18 protein-coding genes are annotated in these 18,881 nt (G+C 65.3%); 6 read left to right on the forward strand and 12 right to left on the reverse strand.

The window, feature by feature from the left end; genetic code table 11:
* Positions 1-46: 46 nt before the first annotated feature.
* Positions 47-1,288: a threonine ammonia-lyase gene (locus tag ACM61V_RS07430; RefSeq protein ID WP_419713913.1), complete on the reverse strand. Its 1,242-nt coding sequence runs from the start codon at positions 1,286-1,288 to the stop codon at positions 47-49.
* A gap of 95 nt (positions 1,289-1,383) precedes the next feature.
* Here ACM61V_RS07430 and ACM61V_RS07435 point away from each other — a divergent pair, with 95 nt between their 5' ends.
* From ACM61V_RS07435 to ACM61V_RS07445, 3 genes are read left to right on the forward strand one after another with little or no spacing between them, the layout of a single operon-like run.
* Entirely contained in the window at positions 1,384-2,223 is an 840-nt protein-coding gene (locus ACM61V_RS07435) for an NAD(P)-dependent oxidoreductase (RefSeq protein WP_419713914.1), read from the forward strand.
* Positions 2,220-3,890, forward strand: a complete 1,671-nt coding sequence (locus ACM61V_RS07440) for an amidohydrolase (RefSeq protein ID WP_137787396.1) — start codon at positions 2,220-2,222, stop codon at positions 3,888-3,890. The genes ACM61V_RS07435 and ACM61V_RS07440 overlap by 4 nt, the downstream gene beginning before the upstream one ends.
* A gap of 42 nt (positions 3,891-3,932) precedes the next feature.
* Entirely contained in the window at positions 3,933-5,051 is a 1,119-nt protein-coding gene (locus ACM61V_RS07445) for an acyltransferase family protein (protein ID WP_137787395.1), read from the forward strand.
* 157 nt (positions 5,052-5,208) lie between these two features.
* Here the strand turns inward: ACM61V_RS07445 and ACM61V_RS07450 are convergent, their stop codons facing one another.
* The 5 genes from ACM61V_RS07450 to aguB form a co-directional block, all read right to left on the reverse strand.
* Positions 5,209-5,790, reverse strand: a complete 582-nt coding sequence (locus ACM61V_RS07450; RefSeq protein ID WP_137787394.1) for a TetR/AcrR family transcriptional regulator — start codon at positions 5,788-5,790, stop codon at positions 5,209-5,211.
* Entirely contained in the window at positions 5,787-6,251 is a 465-nt protein-coding gene (locus tag ACM61V_RS07455) for a DUF1348 family protein (RefSeq protein ID WP_137787393.1), read from the reverse strand. Before ACM61V_RS07455 ends, ACM61V_RS07450 begins: the two co-directional genes overlap by 4 nt.
* Positions 6,252-6,568: 317 nt before the next feature.
* Complete coding sequence (gene ctrA, locus ACM61V_RS07460) at positions 6,569-7,264, reverse strand: response regulator transcription factor CtrA (RefSeq protein WP_137787392.1); 696 nt, start codon at positions 7,262-7,264, stop codon at positions 6,569-6,571.
* Between the two features lie 152 nt (positions 7,265-7,416).
* Positions 7,417-8,457 carry an AI-2E family transporter gene (locus ACM61V_RS07465; RefSeq protein WP_137787391.1) on the reverse strand — a complete coding sequence of 347 codons (1,041 nt, stop codon included), beginning with the start codon at positions 8,455-8,457 and terminating at the stop codon, positions 7,417-7,419.
* 54 nt (positions 8,458-8,511) lie between these two features.
* A complete protein-coding gene (aguB, locus tag ACM61V_RS07470; RefSeq protein ID WP_137787390.1) occupies positions 8,512-9,360 on the reverse strand; it encodes an N-carbamoylputrescine amidase in 849 nt (282 codons plus the stop codon).
* A gap of 127 nt (positions 9,361-9,487) precedes the next feature.
* On the opposite strand from aguB, the gene ACM61V_RS07475 reads away from it, so the two are divergent.
* Positions 9,488-10,288: a hypothetical protein gene (locus ACM61V_RS07475; protein WP_419713915.1), complete on the forward strand. Its 801-nt coding sequence runs from the start codon at positions 9,488-9,490 to the stop codon at positions 10,286-10,288.
* A gap of 56 nt (positions 10,289-10,344) precedes the next feature.
* On the opposite strand, the gene ACM61V_RS07480 is transcribed toward ACM61V_RS07475, so the two are convergent.
* Both ACM61V_RS07480 and ACM61V_RS07485 read right to left on the reverse strand, forming a co-directional pair.
* The gene (locus ACM61V_RS07480) at positions 10,345-11,310 is read right to left on the reverse strand and encodes an agmatine deiminase family protein (RefSeq protein WP_137787389.1); all 966 of its coding nucleotides are present in this window, start codon (positions 11,308-11,310) and stop codon (positions 10,345-10,347) included.
* The gene (locus ACM61V_RS07485; RefSeq protein ID WP_419713916.1) at positions 11,307-12,944 is read right to left on the reverse strand and encodes a M28 family metallopeptidase; all 1,638 of its coding nucleotides are present in this window, start codon (positions 12,942-12,944) and stop codon (positions 11,307-11,309) included. The genes ACM61V_RS07480 and ACM61V_RS07485 overlap by 4 nt, the downstream gene beginning before the upstream one ends.
* A gap of 136 nt (positions 12,945-13,080) precedes the next feature.
* On the opposite strand from ACM61V_RS07485, the gene dapB reads away from it, so the two are divergent.
* Entirely contained in the window at positions 13,081-13,809 is a 729-nt protein-coding gene (dapB, locus tag ACM61V_RS07490; RefSeq protein ID WP_137787387.1) for a 4-hydroxy-tetrahydrodipicolinate reductase, read from the forward strand.
* Positions 13,806-14,462, forward strand: coding sequence for an endonuclease III (gene nth, locus ACM61V_RS07495; RefSeq protein WP_137787386.1), 657 nt, complete (start codon positions 13,806-13,808; stop codon positions 14,460-14,462). Before dapB ends, nth begins: the two co-directional genes overlap by 4 nt.
* Position 14,463: 1 nt before the next feature.
* Here the strand turns inward: nth and ACM61V_RS07500 are convergent, their stop codons facing one another.
* From ACM61V_RS07500 to ACM61V_RS07515, 4 genes are read right to left on the reverse strand one after another with little or no spacing between them, the layout of a single operon-like run.
* Positions 14,464-15,231: an SDR family oxidoreductase gene (locus ACM61V_RS07500; protein WP_419713917.1), complete on the reverse strand. Its 768-nt coding sequence runs from the start codon at positions 15,229-15,231 to the stop codon at positions 14,464-14,466.
* Positions 15,228-16,415 carry an acyl-CoA dehydrogenase family protein gene (locus ACM61V_RS07505; RefSeq protein WP_137787384.1) on the reverse strand — a complete coding sequence of 396 codons (1,188 nt, stop codon included), beginning with the start codon at positions 16,413-16,415 and terminating at the stop codon, positions 15,228-15,230. Before ACM61V_RS07505 ends, ACM61V_RS07500 begins: the two co-directional genes overlap by 4 nt.
* Positions 16,412-17,479 carry an acyl-CoA dehydrogenase family protein gene (locus ACM61V_RS07510; protein WP_137787383.1) on the reverse strand — a complete coding sequence of 356 codons (1,068 nt, stop codon included), beginning with the start codon at positions 17,477-17,479 and terminating at the stop codon, positions 16,412-16,414. Before ACM61V_RS07510 ends, ACM61V_RS07505 begins: the two co-directional genes overlap by 4 nt.
* A complete protein-coding gene (locus ACM61V_RS07515) occupies positions 17,476-18,813 on the reverse strand; it encodes a flavin-containing monooxygenase (protein ID WP_419713918.1) in 1,338 nt (445 codons plus the stop codon). Before ACM61V_RS07515 ends, ACM61V_RS07510 begins: the two co-directional genes overlap by 4 nt.
* Between the last annotated feature and the right edge of the window lie 68 nt (positions 18,814-18,881).

Below are 18,881 nucleotides of genomic sequence, written 5' to 3' on the forward strand. Positions count from 1 at the left end.
GAATAGGAGGTTAACCCGCTCCCGCCGATCGTTCCAGAGGCCAGATTCAGGCGGGCTCGACCTGGCTTACCTCATAGCCGCCCTCGCGCAGCGCGCCCACCAGCCGATCGAGATGCGCGCGATCACGCGCCTCGCATTCGATCTCTGCGATCAGCCCCTTCGCCGGAAGCGAGGTGAACACGCGCTGGTGATACACCTCGATGATGTTGACGCGCTGCTCGTCGAATATCTTCGCGACGTTATAGAGCGAGCCGGGCTGGTCCTGCAGTCGAATGCGCAGCCGCGCGAGGCGGCCGGACCGCGCCAGATCGCGCAGCAGCACGTTGGCGAGCAATCGCGTGTCGATATTGCCGCCGCACAGCACGACGCCGACCGTCTTGCCCCTGAAGCGATCGCCATGCTCCATCAGCGCGGCGAGGCCGGCGGCGCCCGCGCCCTCCACCACCGTCTTCTCGATCTGGAGCAGAAGGCTGACTGCCTGTTCGAGGCTTCGTTCGGAAACCAGCACGATCTCGCCCACCAGCGCCGCCACGATCCGCGCGGTGAGGCCGCCCGGTTCCTTCACCGCGATGCCCTCCGCCAGCGTGTCGCCCGCGCATGGCAGATTGGTGTGGTTGAGGCGATTGTACATCGACGGGAAAAGCTCGGCCTGCACGCCGATCACCTCGATCGGGCGGCCCGCCGCAGCCGCGACGGTCGCCATGCCCGAAATGAGGCCGCCGCCCCCGATCGGCGTGACGAAGGTGTCGATCTGCGGAACGTCTTCAAGCATTTCCAGCGCGACCGTGCCCTGGCCCGCGATAACGCGCGGATCGTCGAACGGATGGATGAAGGTGTAGCCGTCGCGCGCCTCGAGCGTGCGCGCGTGGGCATAAGCCGCGTCGAAGGTTTCGCCTTCGAGCACGACCGTCGCGCCGTGGCCCTGCGTCTGCGTCACCTTAACGATCGGCGTGGTCGTGGGCATCACGATCGTGGCCGGCACGCCGAGCCGGTTCGCGTGATAGGCGAGGCCCTGCGCATGGTTGCCTGCGGACGCCGCGATCACGCCGCGCGCTTTCGCCTCGTCGGAAAGCTGGAGCAAGGTGTTGAGCGCGCCGCGCTCCTTGTAGGCGGCCGTGAACTGCAGGTTCTCGAACTTGAGATAGACGCGCGCGCCGGTGAGCTGCGACAGCGTCTTGCTGATAAGGGTCGGCGTCCGCACGATCGAGTCGCGAATCCGCATGTGCGCCGCGCGCACGTCGTCGATGGAGACGGGAAGGGATTCGTCGTTCGTCGCGGCGGTGGCCAACATAACCTCCTGTTCGCGCCGCAACTGGGGCGGCGGCGAGGGAAGCCGCCTAGACCATCTGGCGCGCCGTGGAAACTACGCCTAATCGACGGGCTATGAAGATCGCATTCATTGGCACTGGCGTCATGGGCGCCCCGATGGCCGGGCACCTCGCCCGCGCCGGACATGACGTAACCGTCTATAACCGCACCCGCGCCAAGGCTGAGGCGACGGGGCTGCGCGTCGCGGACACGCCAGCGCTTGCGGCGGCGGGGGCGGATGCTGTCGTCACCTGCGTCGGGAACGACCTCGATCTGGAGCAGGTCACGCTGGGCGCCGACGGCGCATTCGCGGCGATGCGGGCGGATGCGGTGTTCATCGATCACACCACGGTTTCCGCGGATATTGCGCGGCGGCTCGCCTCGGCGCGCGGGCTGAGCGTGGATGCGCCGGTTTCCGGCGGTCAGGCTGGTGCGGAGAAGGGCCAGCTTTCGATCATGTGCGGCGGCAGCGACGCCGCGATGGCGAAGGCGCGGGCGGTGATGGAGCCTTATGCCGCGCGCATCGTCCATGTCGGTTCGGCCGGCGCGGGGCAGCAGACCAAGATGGTCAACCAGATCTGCATCGCCGGCGTGTTGCAGGGGCTGAGCGAGGCATTGCGGTTCGCCCAGGCGAGCGATCTCGATCTCGACAAGGTGTTCGAGGCGGTGTCCGGCGGGGCGGCGCAGAGCTGGCAGATGGTCAATCGCTGGGGCACGATGGCGAAGGGTGAATTCGATTTCGGCTTCGCGATCGACTGGATGCGCAAGGATCTGGGCCTCGCGCTGGACGAAGCGAAGCGGAACGGCGCGATGCTGCCGGCGGCGGCGCTGGTCGATCAATTCTATGCCGAGGTGCAGAAGCTGGGCGGCGGGCGACAGGATACCAGCGCGCTCGTGCGGAGGCTGCCGCGGTGAGGGCCGCGCTGCTCGCGGCCGTCGCCATTCTTTTTCCATTGCCCGCCCTGGCGGACGCGCTGATCGACAATGTGCAGGGCATCACGCTCGATCGCGACGGCAAGGTCGTCCGCTTCAAGTCGATCGTCATGGACAGGGACGGTAAGGTCGTTCGCCTCGTCGCAATGAACGAGCCGCCGCACAAGCCGACGAAGAAGGATCCCGGCCCGCGCTATGACTGGCGCGCCGATCTGAAGGGCAAAGTGCTGCTGCCGGGCTTCATAGATGCGCATGGCCATGTCGAGAGCCTCGGATTCGCGGCACTGTCGCTCGATCTGTCGGACACGACAACGCTCGATCAAGCGAAGGCCAAGATCGCGGCCTATATCGCGGCCAACCCGGATCGGAAGTGGATCGTCGGGCGCGGCTGGAATCAGGAGAAATGGGGGCTGGGCCGTTTCCCCACGGCGGCCGATCTGGACGCGGTTGCCAATGGCCGCGCGGTCTGGCTGGAGCGGGCGGACGGCCATGCCGGCTGGGCCAATAGCGTGGCCATGCGCGAGGCGGCCGTCACCGTCGCCACGCCCACGCCCACGGGCGGGCGGATCGAAAAAGGCGCAAATGGCCAGCCGACCGGCGTGTTCGTCGATGCCGCCACCAAGATTATCGAAAAGGTTCTGCCGCAGCCGTTGCCCAAGGAGCGAGACGCGGCCTTCCTGGCGGCGCAGCAGGTGCTGCTCGGCTATGGCGTCACGGCGATCGCGGATATGGGAACGACGCTCGACGACTGGCTCAGCTTCCGCCGTATGGCCGATATCGGCGCATTGCGTGTTCGGGTGATGAGCTATGCGATGGGCGTGGAAACGGCGAGCCGGGTCGGTGGCAAGGGACCGACGCCGTGGCTTTACGGCGATCGGCTGCGGATGGGCGGAGTGAAACTCTACGCCGATGGCGCGCTCGGCTCGCGCGGGGCGTGGCTGAAGGCGCCTTATGCTGATGCACCGGGGGAGCGCGGACTTGGCTTCAACAGCGACACGCAACTCCAGAACCAGATGAGCCGAGCGGCGATGGATGGCTTCCAGGTGGCCGTCCACGCGATCGGCGATCGCGCCAACCAGCAGGTGCTGGACGCGATCCAGTCGCTCTCGGATACTTACACGGGCGATCGCCGCTGGCGTGTCGAACATGCCCAGGTTGTGGATCCCGCCGATCTCCCGCGCTTTGGTCGATACAGCACGATCGCCTCGATGCAGCCCGTCCACCAGACGAGCGACCGGACAATGGCCGAGGCGCGTCTCGGCCCGCAGCGGCTGGCGGGGGCCTATGCGTGGAAATCGATGCTGGCGAACGGGTCGAAGCTCGCCTTTGGCTCCGATACGCCGGTGGAGCGGCCCGATCCCTGGGCGGGCTGGGCCGCGGCCTTCACCCGGCAGGACGCGAATGGCCAGCCCTATGGCGGCTGGCGGCCGGAGGAGGCGGTGACGCGCGAACAGGCGTGGTGGGCCTATACCGGCGGTGCGGCATATGCCGGATTCGCCGAGAGCAAGTTCGGGATACTCGCCCCCGGTCAGCGCGCCGATTTCATCATCGTCGATCGGGATCCGCTCAACGCCAGCCCCGCCGACCTGCGCAAGACGGTGGTTGAGCAGACCTGGATCGGGGGCGAGAAGGTGTGGGAACGCAAATAGCCTTCATCATCTTCTAACCCGGCTCGTCCATTGTCGGCGGCGATGGAACGGGAGCGCCTGCAAGCGATACAGATATTGCGCGGCATCGCGGCGATGGGCGTCGTCGTGCATCACATATTCATGACGATGCGCGATCACCCGGGGCTGGTCAGGGCCGGGTATTTCCCGCAGCTTCCGGGGCTTGCCAATTTTGGCGCGACCGGCGTCGATCTGTTCTTCATCATCAGCGGCTTCATCATGGCGGATGTCGTCAGTCGGCGCACGCATGCGGGGGCAGGGCGCTTTCTCGCAGATCGCGCGATCCGCATCCTGCCGATGTTCTGGCTGGCGAGTGCTGTCTATATCGGCTGGATGCTCTGGCGCGGCGCGAGCTTTCCGCCCGGCGCCTATATCAACTCGGTGCTGCCGGTGACGTGGGATGCGGATGGCGGTTATCGCTTTCCCGCGCTCTATGCTGGCTGGACGCTCGCGTTCGAGCTGGCATTCTACGCCCTGGCGGCGATCATCATCGCCGTGCGCCCAACTCGTCCTGATCGCGTTTTGCTGCTCTCGCTTGCTTTGCTGGCGATCGCCGGCAGCTTTTCGGCTTTTCATGCGCGCGCGCCGATCGTGTTCAATCCCATCATGGGGGAATTCGCGCTGGGCTTGCTCGTATGGATGAGCTGGCGCGACAGGTGGCGCTGGATATCGCGCAATTCACTCACCGTCGGCGCGATGCTGCTGCTCCTGCTGATCGTGACCCCGTGGTCGATCACGATTTCGGTCCACCCCGAGGGCGTGGTTTCAGGAACGGCCAGCTCCAGCCGGCTGCTCTTCCTGGGCGTGCCGTATGCGCTGATCGTCGCAGGGGCTGTGCGATGCGGAGAGGCGTACGGGCGGCTACCCAGGTTTTTCGAGCGCGCGGGCAACGCTTCCTATTCGCTCTATCTGGTTCACCCGATCGTGCTGGAGGTCGCGCGTGCGACGCTACCGGACGATGCGCGAGCGAACCCGGAAATGCTCGCGGTCGCTCTGCTCATCATATCAATCGTGGTGAGCCTTCGCGTCTATGTGCTCATAGAGCGGCCGATGCTCGGCACGCTGAAGCGGCTCAGAACAGGTATTGAGCGAACGCTGGACAGGCGATATCGGAACGATGTGATCTGTGAGCCGCGAGCGTGAAACGCAGCGAGCGAGTGATGTGGAAGCGGGCAGCCTGACCGAGCGCCGATGGCAGTGGTTTCGGTAGCGACGCAGCACCTATCCCGAAAACGATCTGAGTGCGGGGAAAAGTGATCAACGCTTCCCTGCAAAGGCCATTTCCAGCGCCCGCCCCCGCTCAGCCGTTGCGGTCCAGCGCCCCGAGCAGAGACGTTCTGAGCCGCCCGACGATCCGCTGAAAGGTCGCCTCGTCACCAAGCGCCCGCGACAGGACAATGGCGCCCTGGATGCCGGAAACGGCCTCTTCGGCGAGTTCCAATGCCGGCGCGGGTGGCACACCCCCTCGTTCAAGGCAAAGCGCCAGGGCGGCAATCCAGCGGGCGAAATACTGCTTCACTGCTGCCGCGAATGCATCGCCGGCAGAATTGAGGCCGAGACTGCCGACGATGCATACGCGCCTTCCCGACAGGAAGTACGTCGTCACATCGTCTATCATGGCCGTAACGGCCGCACGCGGCTCCGAGACATGCTCCAGCGGCGTGAAGATCGCAGCGGTGAACCAGCGTTCTATGTCCTTGAGCACCGCCTCCATCATCTCCTGCTTCCCGCCGGGGAAGAAGTTGTAGAGACTGCCTTTGCCAAGACCTGTCGCCGCCGAGAGCACGGCGAGGCTTGCCCCCGCGAAGCCGTGTTCGCGGAATGCTTCGGCCAATGCGGGCAACGCGCTCTGGCGATCGGTCAGGACGCGTTTGGCGCTCACAAGCCCAGATCGCTCAGCGACGGATGGTCATCCGGACGGCGACCGAGCGGCCAGCGAAACTTTCGCTGCGCTTCCGTGATCGGCATCTCGTTGATGCTCGCATGGCGGTTGGACATCAGACCGTCCTCCGCGAAAAGCCAGTTCTCGTTCCCGTAAGCGCGAAACCATTGTCCGCCATCGTCACGATATTCATACGCATAGCGCACCGCGATGCGATTGCCCGTGAAGGCCCAGAGCTCCTTGATGAGCCGGTATTCGTGCTCCTTGTTCCATTTCCGGGTGAGAAATGCCTGGGCCTCATCCCGGCCGGTCGCGAATTCCACCCGGTTACGCCAGCGGGTATCGAGCGTGTACGCGAGCGCTACCTTGGCCGCATCGCGCGTGTTCCACCCGTCTTCCGCCAGGTGAACCTTTTCGACCGCAGTTTCATGAGTGAATGGTGGAAACGGAGGACGAGACATCGTTTTTCCCTTCGGCGTGCGATCGGTCGTGAGCGATCGCGAGAGGTGATTGACCTTTCGGTACACAGTTGTCCCGAATGGTACAACATGTTTCTGCCAGCCCGCCGGTGGAAAATGACGATCGACGATTGTGTGATCGCACCGCGTGGATGGTCGCGCTCCTGGCGCGCCGGTGTCCGCAATGGTGCCAGATAATGGCGGCGAAAGCCGGCAAATCGCAATCTGACATACCAGCCGCCAACTACCGACCGGACAAGAAAACGGCCGCGACACCCCCCGATGTCGCGGCCGTCTACCGGTAACGAAGCGTGGTCAGGTCAGGCGACCTGCACGGCCTCTTCCGGTTCGCGCAGGACGTAACCGCGGCCCCACACGGTTTCGATGTAATTCTCGCCGTCGCATGCGAGGCTCAGCTTCTTGCGGAGCTTGCAGATGAACACGTCGATGATCTTCAGCTCGGGCTCGTCCATGCCGCCATAGAGATGATTGAGGAACATCTCCTTCGTCAGCGTCGTGCCCTTGCGGAGCGAGAGCAGCTCCAGCATCGCATATTCCTTGCCGGTCAGATGCACGCGTGCGCCATCGACCTCGACAGTCTTGGCATCGAGGTTGACGGCAAGCTTCCCCGTCTTGATGACCGATTGCGAATGCCCCTTCGAGCGGCGCACCACCGCATGAATGCGGGCGATCAGCTCCTCGCGGTGGAATGGCTTGGTGACGTAATCGTCGGCGCCGAAGCCGAACGAGCGCACCTTGGAATCCATTTCGTTGATGCCGGAAAGGATCAGCACCGGCGTCGTGACGCGGGCGACGCGCAGCCGCTTCAACACGTCATAGCCATGCATGTCGGGCAGGTTCAGATCCAGCAGGATGATGTCGTAATCGTATAGCTTGCCGAGGTCCAAACCCTCTTCACCCAGGTCCGTCGCATAGACGTTGAACCCCTCCGTGGTGAGCATGAGTTCGATCGCCCTCGCGGTCGTCGGCTCGTCCTCGATCAGCAACACCCGCATCTGATTTCCCCGTTCGACACCGCGTTACGGTCCCTCCCAGGCCCGAACGCGACAGAATGATTAACCAAATACTTTCTGAAGGCAAAAGGTTAATTTCGACTTAAGCGAGGGTTTCCCGCGAGTCGCAGGGCCTGTGAGGCGATTCGGGCCATTCAGCGCGTGCCGAACGGCATATCCTCCCCAAGGGTTTCTCGCAGGTAAAGACTGCGGACCAAAGTGAAGATGACGACGAGGAGCGCAGCGGAAAAGAACAGGCCGAAGATGCCGAATACCGCGCCGATCGCGAGGATCGCGAACAGGGTTACCGCCGGCGGGATCGCGATCACCCGGCTGGTAACGAATGGCGTGATGAGATTGGTCTGCACCAGCCGGACCGCCGCGAACACCGCGAATGTCCACAGCAGCGCATGCGGCCCCTGCGTCGCGGCGAGGCCGAGGGCGGGAAGCATCGCCGCAACCGGGCCGACATAGGGGATGAATTCCGAAAGGCCGGTCAGCAGGCCCAGCGCGGCGGCGGAGGGCACGCCCACGGCCCAGAGCCCGAGCCCGACGAGAACGCCCATCGTGGTCATCTGAATCAGCTGCGCGCGCAGCCACAGCCGCAGCGTGGAGGCGACATCGACGAGCGCGTCGTCGATCGCCTTGCGCTTCGATGGTGGCATGAGCAGCAGCAGTCCGCGCTCGTACACCCCCGGATCGACCGCGAAGAATATCGATCCTACCAGCACCAGAAGGGCGTTGAGAAATATCTCGCCGACACCCTGTGCGAGCCCGCCGATATCCTGCGCGATCCGGCTGCCCGCATAGGCGGCACGCACGGCATCGGCGATCTTCGCCCCGACCGGCGTCTGCGCCATATAGCCGCCGAGCTGGTCGATCATCAGCGGCAGCCGCGCGACGAACAGATTGACCTGCTCGCGAAACGCTACGGCAAAAAGCCAGCCGAGAAACGCGATCAGCGCCAGTATCGTCAAGACCGCCATGCCCAGCGCGACCCTGGCGGGCATCCGCACCCGCTCGCGATAGATTTCCGCTATCGCGTGGATCACGATCGCGCCCAGCACCGAACCGAAGGCGAGGATCAGCAGGTTTGCCGCGACGTAAAGCGCGGCGAGCACGCCTAATATGAGCGCGGTGATGAACAGGCGCCGGATGAAGCGGGCGTCGGCGTCGTCAGGGCGAAGGCGGGTCATCGCGGCAGAGCGTGGCAGAAAAACCCACGCTGCGACAGCATGTTCGGCGCGCGATCAGATATCGTGCACGAGGCGCCCGTACAGTTCCGGCCGGCGATCGCGGAAGAAGCCGAAAGCGGCGCGGTGACGTTTGACGCGATCGATATCCAGGGTCGCGGTGATGACGCCCTCCTCGTTGCGATCCAGTTCCGCCAGAATGTCGCCGCGCTCATCGCAGATGAAGCTGGTGCCGTAGAACGTCTGGCCGTGCTCGGTTCCGACGCGGTTGGCGGCGATCACCGGCACCACGTTAGACACCGCGTGGCCGATCATCGCGCGTCGCCACAATCGCGCGGTGTCCAGTCCCGCGTCATGCGGCTCGTTGCCGATCGCGGTGGGGTAGAACAGCACCTCCGCCCCCATCAGCATCAGCGCGCGCGCCGTTTCAGGATACCATTGATCCCAGCAGATGCCGATGCCGAGCTTCACCGCCGGGCCGTCCCACACCTTGAATCCCGTATTGCCGGGGCGGAAATAGAATTTCTCCTCATAGCCCGGACCATCGGGAATATGGCTCTTGCGATAGACGCCGGCGACCTTTCCGTCCGGGTTGACCATTGCGAGGCTGTTATAATGATGCGGGCCGTCCGCCTCGAAAAAGCTTGTCGGAATCCAGACTTTCAGTTCGGATGCGAGCGCCTGCATCGCCAGCACCGCGCGATGCTCCGCGGTGGGCCGGGCGTTGGCGAACAATCCCTCATCCTCGACGCGGCAGAAATACTCGCCCTCGAACAATTCCGGCGGCAGGATCACCTGCGCGCCCCGCGCAGCCGCCTCACGGACGAGGCGCGAGACGTTGGCGATGTTTCGCTCCAGATCATCGGAGAAAGCGAGTTGCAGCGCGGCGACGGTGATATCGGTCATGCGGGCGCATGTAGGCGATGCGCGGCGATGATCCAATGGTCGCGGATCGGTGGGGAGGGCGCCGGCTGCGATTGCGGACATGCCGATAAGGCTTCATTGAGAGCCAGTCGCTGTCGCGGAGGCACGGATGAGTAAAGCGGGCGGCAAGGTTCCCGCCGTGACCTTCACCTTCTGGATCATCAAAATCCTCGCCACCACCCTGGGAGAAACCGGTGGCGATGCGGTGAGCATGACATGGCTGGGGGAAACCACGCCGGCCGGGGCCAGCAGCGGCGTGAATGGCTATCTTGTCGGCACCGCGATATTCGGCGTCGTGCTGATCGCACTGATCTGGCTTCAGGTCAGCGCACGCCGCTTCAACCCCTGGTTGTATTGGGCCACAATCATCGCCTCCACGACGGCAGGAACCACGCTCGCCGATTTTTCGACCCGATCCATCGGCCTGGGCTACCCGGGCGGCTCGCTCCTGTTGGCCAGTTTGGTCCTCCTGTCGCTGTTTTGCTGGCATCGCACGTTCGGGGGCGTGGATATCAACCGTATCGAAACCAGGGGCGCAGAGATATTTTATTGGATCACGATCACCTTTTCACAAACTCTGGGCACGGCGCTGGGTGATTGGGTTTCGGATGGTGCGCTTGGGTATGCCGGTGCCGCATTGATATTTGCTGGCGTGCTGTCGGTTCTCGCCGTGTTCTATTATTTCACAAGCATCTCGCGCGTCCTGCTCTTCTGGATGGCGTTCATTGGTACGCGGCCTCTCGGCGCGACCGTGGTTGATTTTCTCGACAAGCCAGTAGCGAAGGGCGGCCTCGATCTTAGCAGGCCGCTCGCGACAGCCGTTCTTGCCGGCGCGATCCTGTTGCTCATCCTGCTTGCTCCGCAGCGAGCGGGCGCACATCCCGGAGCCGCTGGAGAAGCGCGACCTTGACGCCCGCTTTCGCTCAGAAGCGCCCCCGTCTGTCCTCCACAACCCCTGGCGTTCGATCACCCCGGTATCTGCTGGCTGATGCAATGGAAGCTGCCGCCGCCCGTGAGGATCGCATCCGCGCGCAGCCCGATGACCTTGTGGTCAGGAAACAGCGCCTGGAATTCGCGCACCGCAACGTCGTCGTCGGGTGCGCCGTAGATGGGCACCACGACGCTGGCATTGCCGATGTAGAAATTCATGTAGCTGGCCGGCACTATCTCGTCATCGCGCATCACGCGGCCGGGGGAGGGCACGGGCACGACGCTAACGCCGAATGCGCGCGCGCGATCAGCGGCGAGCTGATAGACCTGCCAGTTGGGATCATTGTCGGCGGCGACCGGGATCGCCAGTCGGCCTTCGCCGATGAAGCGCGCGAGATTGTCGACATGGCCATCGGTATGATCGTTGAGCAGGCCGTCGCCCAGCCACAGCACGCGATCGAAGCCGAGATCGCGTTCCAGCCGTTCGGCGATTTCCGCCTTTCCGATCAGGCCGTTGCGATTGGGGTTTAGCAGGCATTGTTCGGTGGTGACGACAAGCCCGGTGCCGTCACCGTCGATCGCGCCACCCTCCAGCACCCAGTCGCACGGCACGATGCGCTTGTTGCGCCGCCGCGCGAGGCGCGCCCCGATATCGTCATCGCCGGGCAGATCGTATTTCCCGCCCCAGCCGTTGAACGCGAAATCGCGCGCGGTGCCATCGCCGGTGATGATCGCGGCGGTATCGCGCAGCCAGATGTCCCCGAACGGCTCGACCACCACGTCGGCGAACGGGGCCAGCTCGCCGGCGGCAACGCCGGCCTCTGCATCGGCGGCGACAAGCAGCACCTTCTCGCCGCGCCCGTCGGCATGCACCGCGCGGGCGAAGGCGGCGACTTCCTCGCGCGCCTGATCGAGATCATCCTGCCACAGCTCGGGGTGGGATGGAAAACCGATCCACACCGCCTTGTGGCGCGCCCATTCCGGTGGCGGGGCGCTCGTCACTTCGCGTCGCTCCGGGATTTGTCGCGGATCGCGCGGAATTCGGCGGTGGGATACCAGTTCGGCCACATGCTGCCGTCCGCCAGTTCGCGGCCAAGCTGATAATAGATCGTCAGATCCTGCACCGCGCCGGACCAGTCCCAGTTCGGGTTATATTCGTCCTGCGGCTTGTGATAGCGATGCTCGACATAATCCTGTGCCGCCGCGCGGCCTGCCGCCACGCCGCCGTTGACCAGATTCTCCCCGCTGCCCCCCGACAGCATCGGCACGCCGAGCTTGGCGAAGGAGAAATGGTCGGAGCGATAATAATGCCCCTTCTCGGGGGTCGATTCCGGCGCGATCGTGCGGCCCTGCGCGGCGAGCAGCGGCTTCACCATATCCTCCAGCTGCGATTTTCCCGCGCCGGTCAGCTCGAAATCCTTGGTGGCGCCAATCACGTTCAGCACGTCCATGTTCACGCCGCCCACCGTCTTGCCGAGCGGGAATACCGGGTGCTGCGCGTAATAGGCCGAGCCGAGCAGCCCGCTTTCCTCCGCCGTCACGGCGAGGAACGCGATCGAGCGCCGCGCCGGCCCGGCCTTGGCCTGCGCCTCTGCCATGGCGATCAACCCGGCGACCCCCGAAGCGTTGTCCACCGCGCCGTTGCAGATGCCGTCGCCGTCGACCGGATCGCAATGGCCCAGATGATCCCAGTGCGCCGAATAGAGCACGGTCTCGCCCGGGGCGGTCTTGCCCGGGAGCAGCCCGACCACATTCTTGGACATGCTGCGCCGGATCGTGTTGTCGAACCCGCCGGAGAATTTGAGGCCCAGCGGCACGGCGCTGAAGCCCTTGTGCTTCGCGGCTTCCGACAGTGCGGTGAAATCCTTTCCGGCGGCGGCGAAGATCTCCTTGGCGCGGTTCAGCTGGATCCAGCTTACGATCTGGCTCTGGTCCATATGGTTGCCGGCCTCGTCCAGCTCGTGCTGCGCCCCGGTCCAGGACGAGCGGACCACCGCCCACGGGTAGGCGGCGGGCTCTGTGTCGTGCACGATGATCGCGGCGGCGGCGCCCTGCCGCGCGGCCTCCTCGAATTTGTAAGTCCAGCGGCCGTAATAGGTCATCGCGCGGCCTTCGAACGGGCCGGCCTTGGGGCCGGCGTCCTTTGTCTGCCAGTCGGGGTCGTTGATGAGGATGACGACCGTCTTTCCCTTCACGTCGACGCCGGCGTAATCGTTCCAGCCCTTTTCGGGCGCATTGATGCCGTAGCCGACGAACACCATGTCGCTGTTCTTCAGCGAAATCTGCGGCACGACGCGATAGGTGCCGGCGACGATATCGTCACGATAGGCCAGCGCGATCGGCGTCTTCCCGCCGGATACGACGAACGGCTTGATGTTCTTTGCCTCGATCTCCACCATCGGCACGTCCTGGGTCCACTGGCCCTTGTTGCCCGGCTGTAGGCCAGCAGCCTTCATCCGCTCGATGATATAGGCGACCGTTTTCTTCTCGCCCTCCGTTGTCGGTGCGCGGCCCTCATACGCATCGGAGGACAGCTCCCTGGTCACCGTCTTCAGCGTGTCGATCGAGAAGGTCTGCGCAAAGGCTGGCGCGGCGAGCGCGGTGGCGAGAAGGAAGAGAGGCAGTCGAGAACGCATCACAGGCTCCGCATCAGGATCGGTTTCATGGTGTTTGGCAGCGCCGGAAGCGCCGTGCAAGGCGGGGCGAATGTGTCGCGCATCCGTGTGAACTGTGCCAAGAGCGCGACCGAAAAGGCCACACCCCGGGGAGCATATGACGAAGATCGGCATCTATGGCAGCGCGGGGCGCATGGGGCGCGTGATCGCAACGATCGCGGCGGAGGAGGGCGCCGTCGTCGCGGGCGGGGTGGACGCCGGTGACGATCCCGCGCCGCTGGCACGTGCCGCCGACGTTTTGGTCGATTTCTCCGCTCCCGCTGCGCTGGAGGCGAACCTTGCGGCGGCGGTCGCGGCCGGCACCCCGATCGTCATCGGCACCACCGGCCTGAACGCCGCGAACCATGCGTTGATCGACAAGGCGTCCCAATCGATCGCGGTGCTCCAGACGGGCAATACGTCGCTCGGCGTCACCCTGCTGGCGGTGCTGGTGCGGGAAGCCGCGCAGCGGCTCGGCGCGGAATGGGATATCGAGATCGTGGAGATGCATCACCGCCACAAGGTGGATGCCCCCTCCGGCACGGCAACGCTGCTGGGCGATGCGGCGGCGGCCGGGCGCGGCACGACGCTGGGCGAGGTGCGCGTGGATGGCCGGGCGGGGCTGACGGGCGCGCGAACGGAAGGGACGATCGGATTCTCATCGCTGCGCGGCGGATCGGTGGTGGGCGATCATCAGGTGGTTTTCGCGGGCGAGGGCGAACGGATCGAACTCGGCCATCGCGGCGAGGATCGCACGATCTTCGCGCGCGGCGCGCTGAAGGCGGCGCTGTGGCTCGCGGGCAAGCCGGCGGGGCGTTATGGCATGGCGGAGGTGCTGGGGATTTGAAGAAGGCCGACATCTTCGAATTCTATCGCCGGCTGGCAGAGGCCAATCCGCACCCGGAGACCGAGCTTGAATCGGGCAACGATTATCAGTTGCTGGTCGCGGTGGTGTTGTCCGCGCAGGCCACGGATGCCGGCGTCAACAAGGCGACACGCCGGCTGTTCGAGACGGTGAGGACCCCGGCGCAGATGGTCGCCCTCGGCGAGGCGGGGCTCAAGGAGCATATCAAGACGATCGGCCTGTTCAACACCAAGGCCAGGAACGTCATCGCGCTGAGCGGCGCGCTCGTGGCGGAGCATGGCGGCACGGTGCCGGAAGATCGCGACGCGCTGGAGAAGCTGCCCGGCGTGGGGCGCAAGACCGCCAATGTCGTGCTGAACGTCGCCTTCGGCGCGGAAACGTTCGCGGTGGACACGCATATCTTTCGGGTCGGTAACCGCACCGGCCTGGCCAGGGGCAAGACGCCGCTGGCAGTCGAGAAAAGGCTCGACAAGAATACGCCGCAGCCGTTCCGCGTCCATGCGCATCACTGGCTGATTCTGCATGGCCGCTACGTTTGCAAGGCGCGCAAGCCGGAATGCTGGCGCTGCATCGAGGCGGATTTGTGCGCCTACAAGCCAAAGACGCCGGCCCCGAAGCAGAAGCCGGCGCGTTGATTTATCGCGCGAACGCTGCCTTCATCCGCTTGCGCAGGCGGCCCGGCATGAAGCGGCGTGCGAAGTTCGCCTGCCGCCCCGCCTTGCCGACGATATATTCCCGCTCGCTGCCGTGCGCTGCCTGCCAGATCACCTCCGCGGCATCGTTCACCGTGTAAATCGGCGCCTTGCCGATCGCATCGCGGATCGATCGGTTGCTGCCTTTCGATCCCGCGTCGAGGATCGGGGTTTCGACAAAGAAAGGCATCACGCACGTCACGGCGACTCCGTGGCGCGTGAACTCCGCGTCGAGCGCTTCGGAAAGACCGCGCACCGCATGCTTGGTGGCTGAATAAACCGCCAGGCCGGGTGACCCGACAATGCCCGCCACCGACGCCACGTTGATGAGGCGGCTGCCGGGCGTAGCCTTCAGATGCGGCAATGCCGCATAGACGCCGTTAATGACGCCCTTAAGATTTATATCGACCTGAAGCTCGGATTCGTCCGGCGTGATATCCTCGAACATTCCATAACGGGCAATGCCGGCATTGTTGAGCAGCGCATCGAGGCGGCCCGTTTCCCCGACGAAATCGGCGAGCGCGGCGTGCCATTGCGCCGCATCGCGCACGTCGAGCGGCGTGGTAAACGCGTTCAGTTCCTGCGCCACCCGCGCCATGCCGGCCGTGTCGATATCGCCGATGCCGATCCGCCAGCCCTCGCGATGGAAGCGGCGCGCGGCGGCGAGCCCGATGCCGGATGCGCCGCCGCTGATGAAGATGGTCTTGCTCATCCTGCACGTACCTCTCGGAATGGAATGGTGCGATCGACCTCCGGCTCCCTGGGCAGGCCCAGCACGCGTTCGCCGATGATGTTGCGCTGAATCTGGTCGGTCCCGCCGCCGATCGATGTGAAATAGGCGTTGAGCGTCAGGAAATTGGCGTCCTCCCCGCGGGGATGATCCGGCCCCTGCAACAGGCTCTCCGGCCCGAGCAGCAACGTGCGGACGCGCGCCTCCTCATGCAGGATGCGGCTCATCGCCAGCTTGCCGAGCGACATGATCGGGGATGAGGTGCCCTGTTGCAGCTCGGCCTTGGCCCGCTGGGTATTGAGCTTGTTCAGCACGCGCCACGCGATCACCTGCGCCAGTTCCTGCCGGATCACCGGATCGTCCAGCCGCCCCGCCTCCCGCGCAAGCCCGAGCAGCGAATAATCGCCCTTTGGTCCACCCGCGCCGGAGCGCGGCCCGCGCGCGCGATCCCCCATCACCGAGCGTTCGTAGGCCAGCGCCGTCTGCAACACGCCCCAGCCGCCGTTGAGCGGGCCGAGCAGATTCTCGTCCGGCACGAAGGCGTCCGTGATGAACACCTCGTTGAAGTGGGATTCGTCGGTGATCTGGCGCAGCGGGCGCACTTCCACGCCGTCCTGCTTCATCGGCAGGAAGAAGAAGCTGATGCCGCGATGCTTCGGCACGTCCCAATCGGTGCGGGCGATCAGCATTCCATAGTCGGCGACAGCCGCACCCGATGTCCACACCTTCTGTCCGGTCACGCGCCATCCGCCATCCACCTTGTCGGCGCGGGTGCGAACGGCGGCGAGATCGCTGCCCGCCCCCGGCTCGGAATAGAGCAGGCACATGCCCACTTCGCCGGCGAGCAGTTGCGGGACGATCACGCGCTTGAACGCCGGGGTAGCGTGGGCGAGCGCGGTATTGGCCCACAGGTTGCTGCGATCCTGGCCCGCGCCGGGGGCGTCGGCGGCGGCGAAGGCACGCTCGACGATCTTCGCCTGATCGCCCGAAAGGTCGCGGCCGTACCATTCCGCAGGCCAGCGCGGCGCGGCCCAGCCGGCGTCACGAACCTTCGCGAGCCAGGCGCTGCGCGGATCGCGGCCGAAGCTTTCGTGATGCGCCGCTGCGCCCTGCCAGTTGGCGGCCAGCCATGCCTCGACCTCCGCCTTGAGCTGTTCGTCGGTCATGCCTGCACCTCCAGCGCGCGGATGTAGCGTTCCCGCCAATGATTGCCGTCGCCGTAGAGCTGTGCGGCGGAGCGGGCGCGGCGCAGGTAAAGGTGCGCCGGATGCGACCAGGTGAAAGCGATGCCGCCGTGCATCTGGATCGCATCCTTGCCGCAGCGGACGAACGCATCGCCGCAGGCGAACGCGGCGAGCGCGATCGCGGCGTCGCGCGAGGAGCGCCCCTCCGCCAGCTGCCGCGCTGCATCGCGCGCGGCGCTGGTGGCGCTTTCCACCTCAAGCAGCAGATCGGCGGCCATGTGCTTCACCGCCTGGAAGCTGCCGATCGCGCGGCCGAACTGGTGACGCTCGCGCGCGTAATCGACCGCCATATCCATGACGCGCCGCGCCCCGCCGGCCTGCTCGCCCGCCAGCGCAGTCATCGCGACAGCGCGGGCGGCGGCGATCCGGCTGCCATTGCCGATGCGGGTGGCGGGGCCGTGGAAGGTCACGTCGGCGAGGCGGCGCGTGGTATCGAACACGGGGAGGGGGGCGATCGTCGCATCCTGTCGCGCGACCGCGAATACGGCATCGTCGAGTGTGACGACGATCGTGTCGGCGATCCCGGCATCGGGCACGAAGCGCGCGGTGCCGCTCAGCCGCTCGCCGTCGGCGCGCACGTCGCATCGCCCGGTCCAGTCGTCTCGCCCGGCAAAGGCGACCGCCGCGATGCTGTCACCGCTCGCGAGCGCCGCGAGCCGTTCGCCATCGACCAGCGTCGCGGCGATCGCTGTGGAGAGCAGCGGGGCGGGCAACAGCGCGGCGCCGGCTGCTTCCATCACCAATTCCAGCTCGACCGGACCCAGCCCCGCGCCGCCATGCGCCTCCGGCACCGTCAGCCCGACCACGCCGAGATCGGCGAGCGCGCGCCACAAGGCCGGATCGTGGCCGGAATCGCTCGCCATGATCCGGCGCACGTCGCTTTCGGTGCAGCGATCGGCAAGCAGCCGCGCGACTGAATCGAGCAGCGCCGTGCGATCCTCGACGGTTATGTCCTGGGTAACCCGTTCCGCGGCGATCCGATTCATGCGGCGCGCTGCCGCGTGGATGCCTGCGCACGGCGCTCGCCCTTCGCGATCTCCTTCTTCAGATCGGCGACGTAGCGCGAGAAATCGACTTGGATCGTGTGGCGCGTCGACTGATAATAATCGCCCAGTTCGACGCGCTCGTCATCGGCGGTGATGCGTTTCATCTCCTCCGTATCGGGCAGGCGATAGCGGCCGGAAAGCGCGGCGGCGACCAGCTTGGACTGCTGCTCCGCGAAGTTCACCAGCGTGGGAAGCGCCTGCGCCAGGCCCATGAAGAACAGGCCATCGACACCGGGCACCACCATTCGCTTGAACAGCGGGAAGCGATTCTGCGGGTCGGGCTTCAGCGCGGGATCGTCGAAGAACGGAAAGCTGATGCGATAGCCGGTGGCATAGATGATCGCATCCACACGCTCCACGCTATCGTCTTCGAAACGGACATGATCGCCTTCAAGCGCCTTGATGTTCGGCTTGAACTTGATGTCCCCGCAGCTTGCCCGCGTCAGAAATTCGCCTGACACGGATGGGTGCGCGTCGAGCGGTTCGTGATCGGGTTTGGGCAGGCCGTAATCCTCCATCCGCCCGACCATCTTCTTGATCGCGCGGCGGGCGAGCGCCTTGCCCAGTTTGCGCGGAAGCCAGGTCGGCGGCGCGGATTTGTCGAGCGGTCTGCCGCCCGCCATCTTGGGCAAGACCCACACGCCGCGCCGCGCCGCGACCCACAGGTTCGCGGCAAGGTGCCGCTGCGACAGTTCGCTCGCGACATCCATCGCGGAATTGCCCATGCCCACCACAACCACGTTCTTGCCGCGCAGATCGACCGGATCATAGGGATCGCGATAATCGTGCGCGTGGAAATGCGCGCCGTGGAAGTCGCCCGGATAGTCCGGCACCTTCGGATCCCAGTGATGCCCGTTGCACACGACGAGCGTGTCGTATCGCCGGGTCTCGCCGGTCGACAGCGTGACCTCCCAGCCGCCGCCGGGGCGGCGCGCTGCCTTCGTCACCGCCGTGTTGAAGGTGATATGCTCGCGCAACCCGAAATGCGCGACGTAATCCTTGAAATACTGGAACAATTGCGCGTGGCTGGGGAAATCCGGCCAGTCGGCGGGAACCGGATAATCCTCGAATGCGAGGCGCCATTTCGAGGTGTCGATATGGAGCGACTGATAGCAGGCGGATTTGCCGTTCGGATTCTTGTAATACCAGTTGCCGCCGATCTCGTCGGACATCTCGAAGCAGTCGAAGGTGATGCGCTCGTCCTTCAGCCGCTTGGCGGTGGTGAAGCCGGAACAGCCCGCCCCGATGATGCAGACACTCTTGCCCTCCGCCATGTTGTCGCCTCTCCCGTCGCGCGCCGGCTTGTCCAGCGTCCATAACCAAAGTTATGATGGCCCGAGCC

This window comes from Sphingomonas sp. TX0543, assembly GCF_048565505.1.
Taxonomy (GTDB): Bacteria; Pseudomonadota; Alphaproteobacteria; order Sphingomonadales; family Sphingomonadaceae; genus Sphingomonas.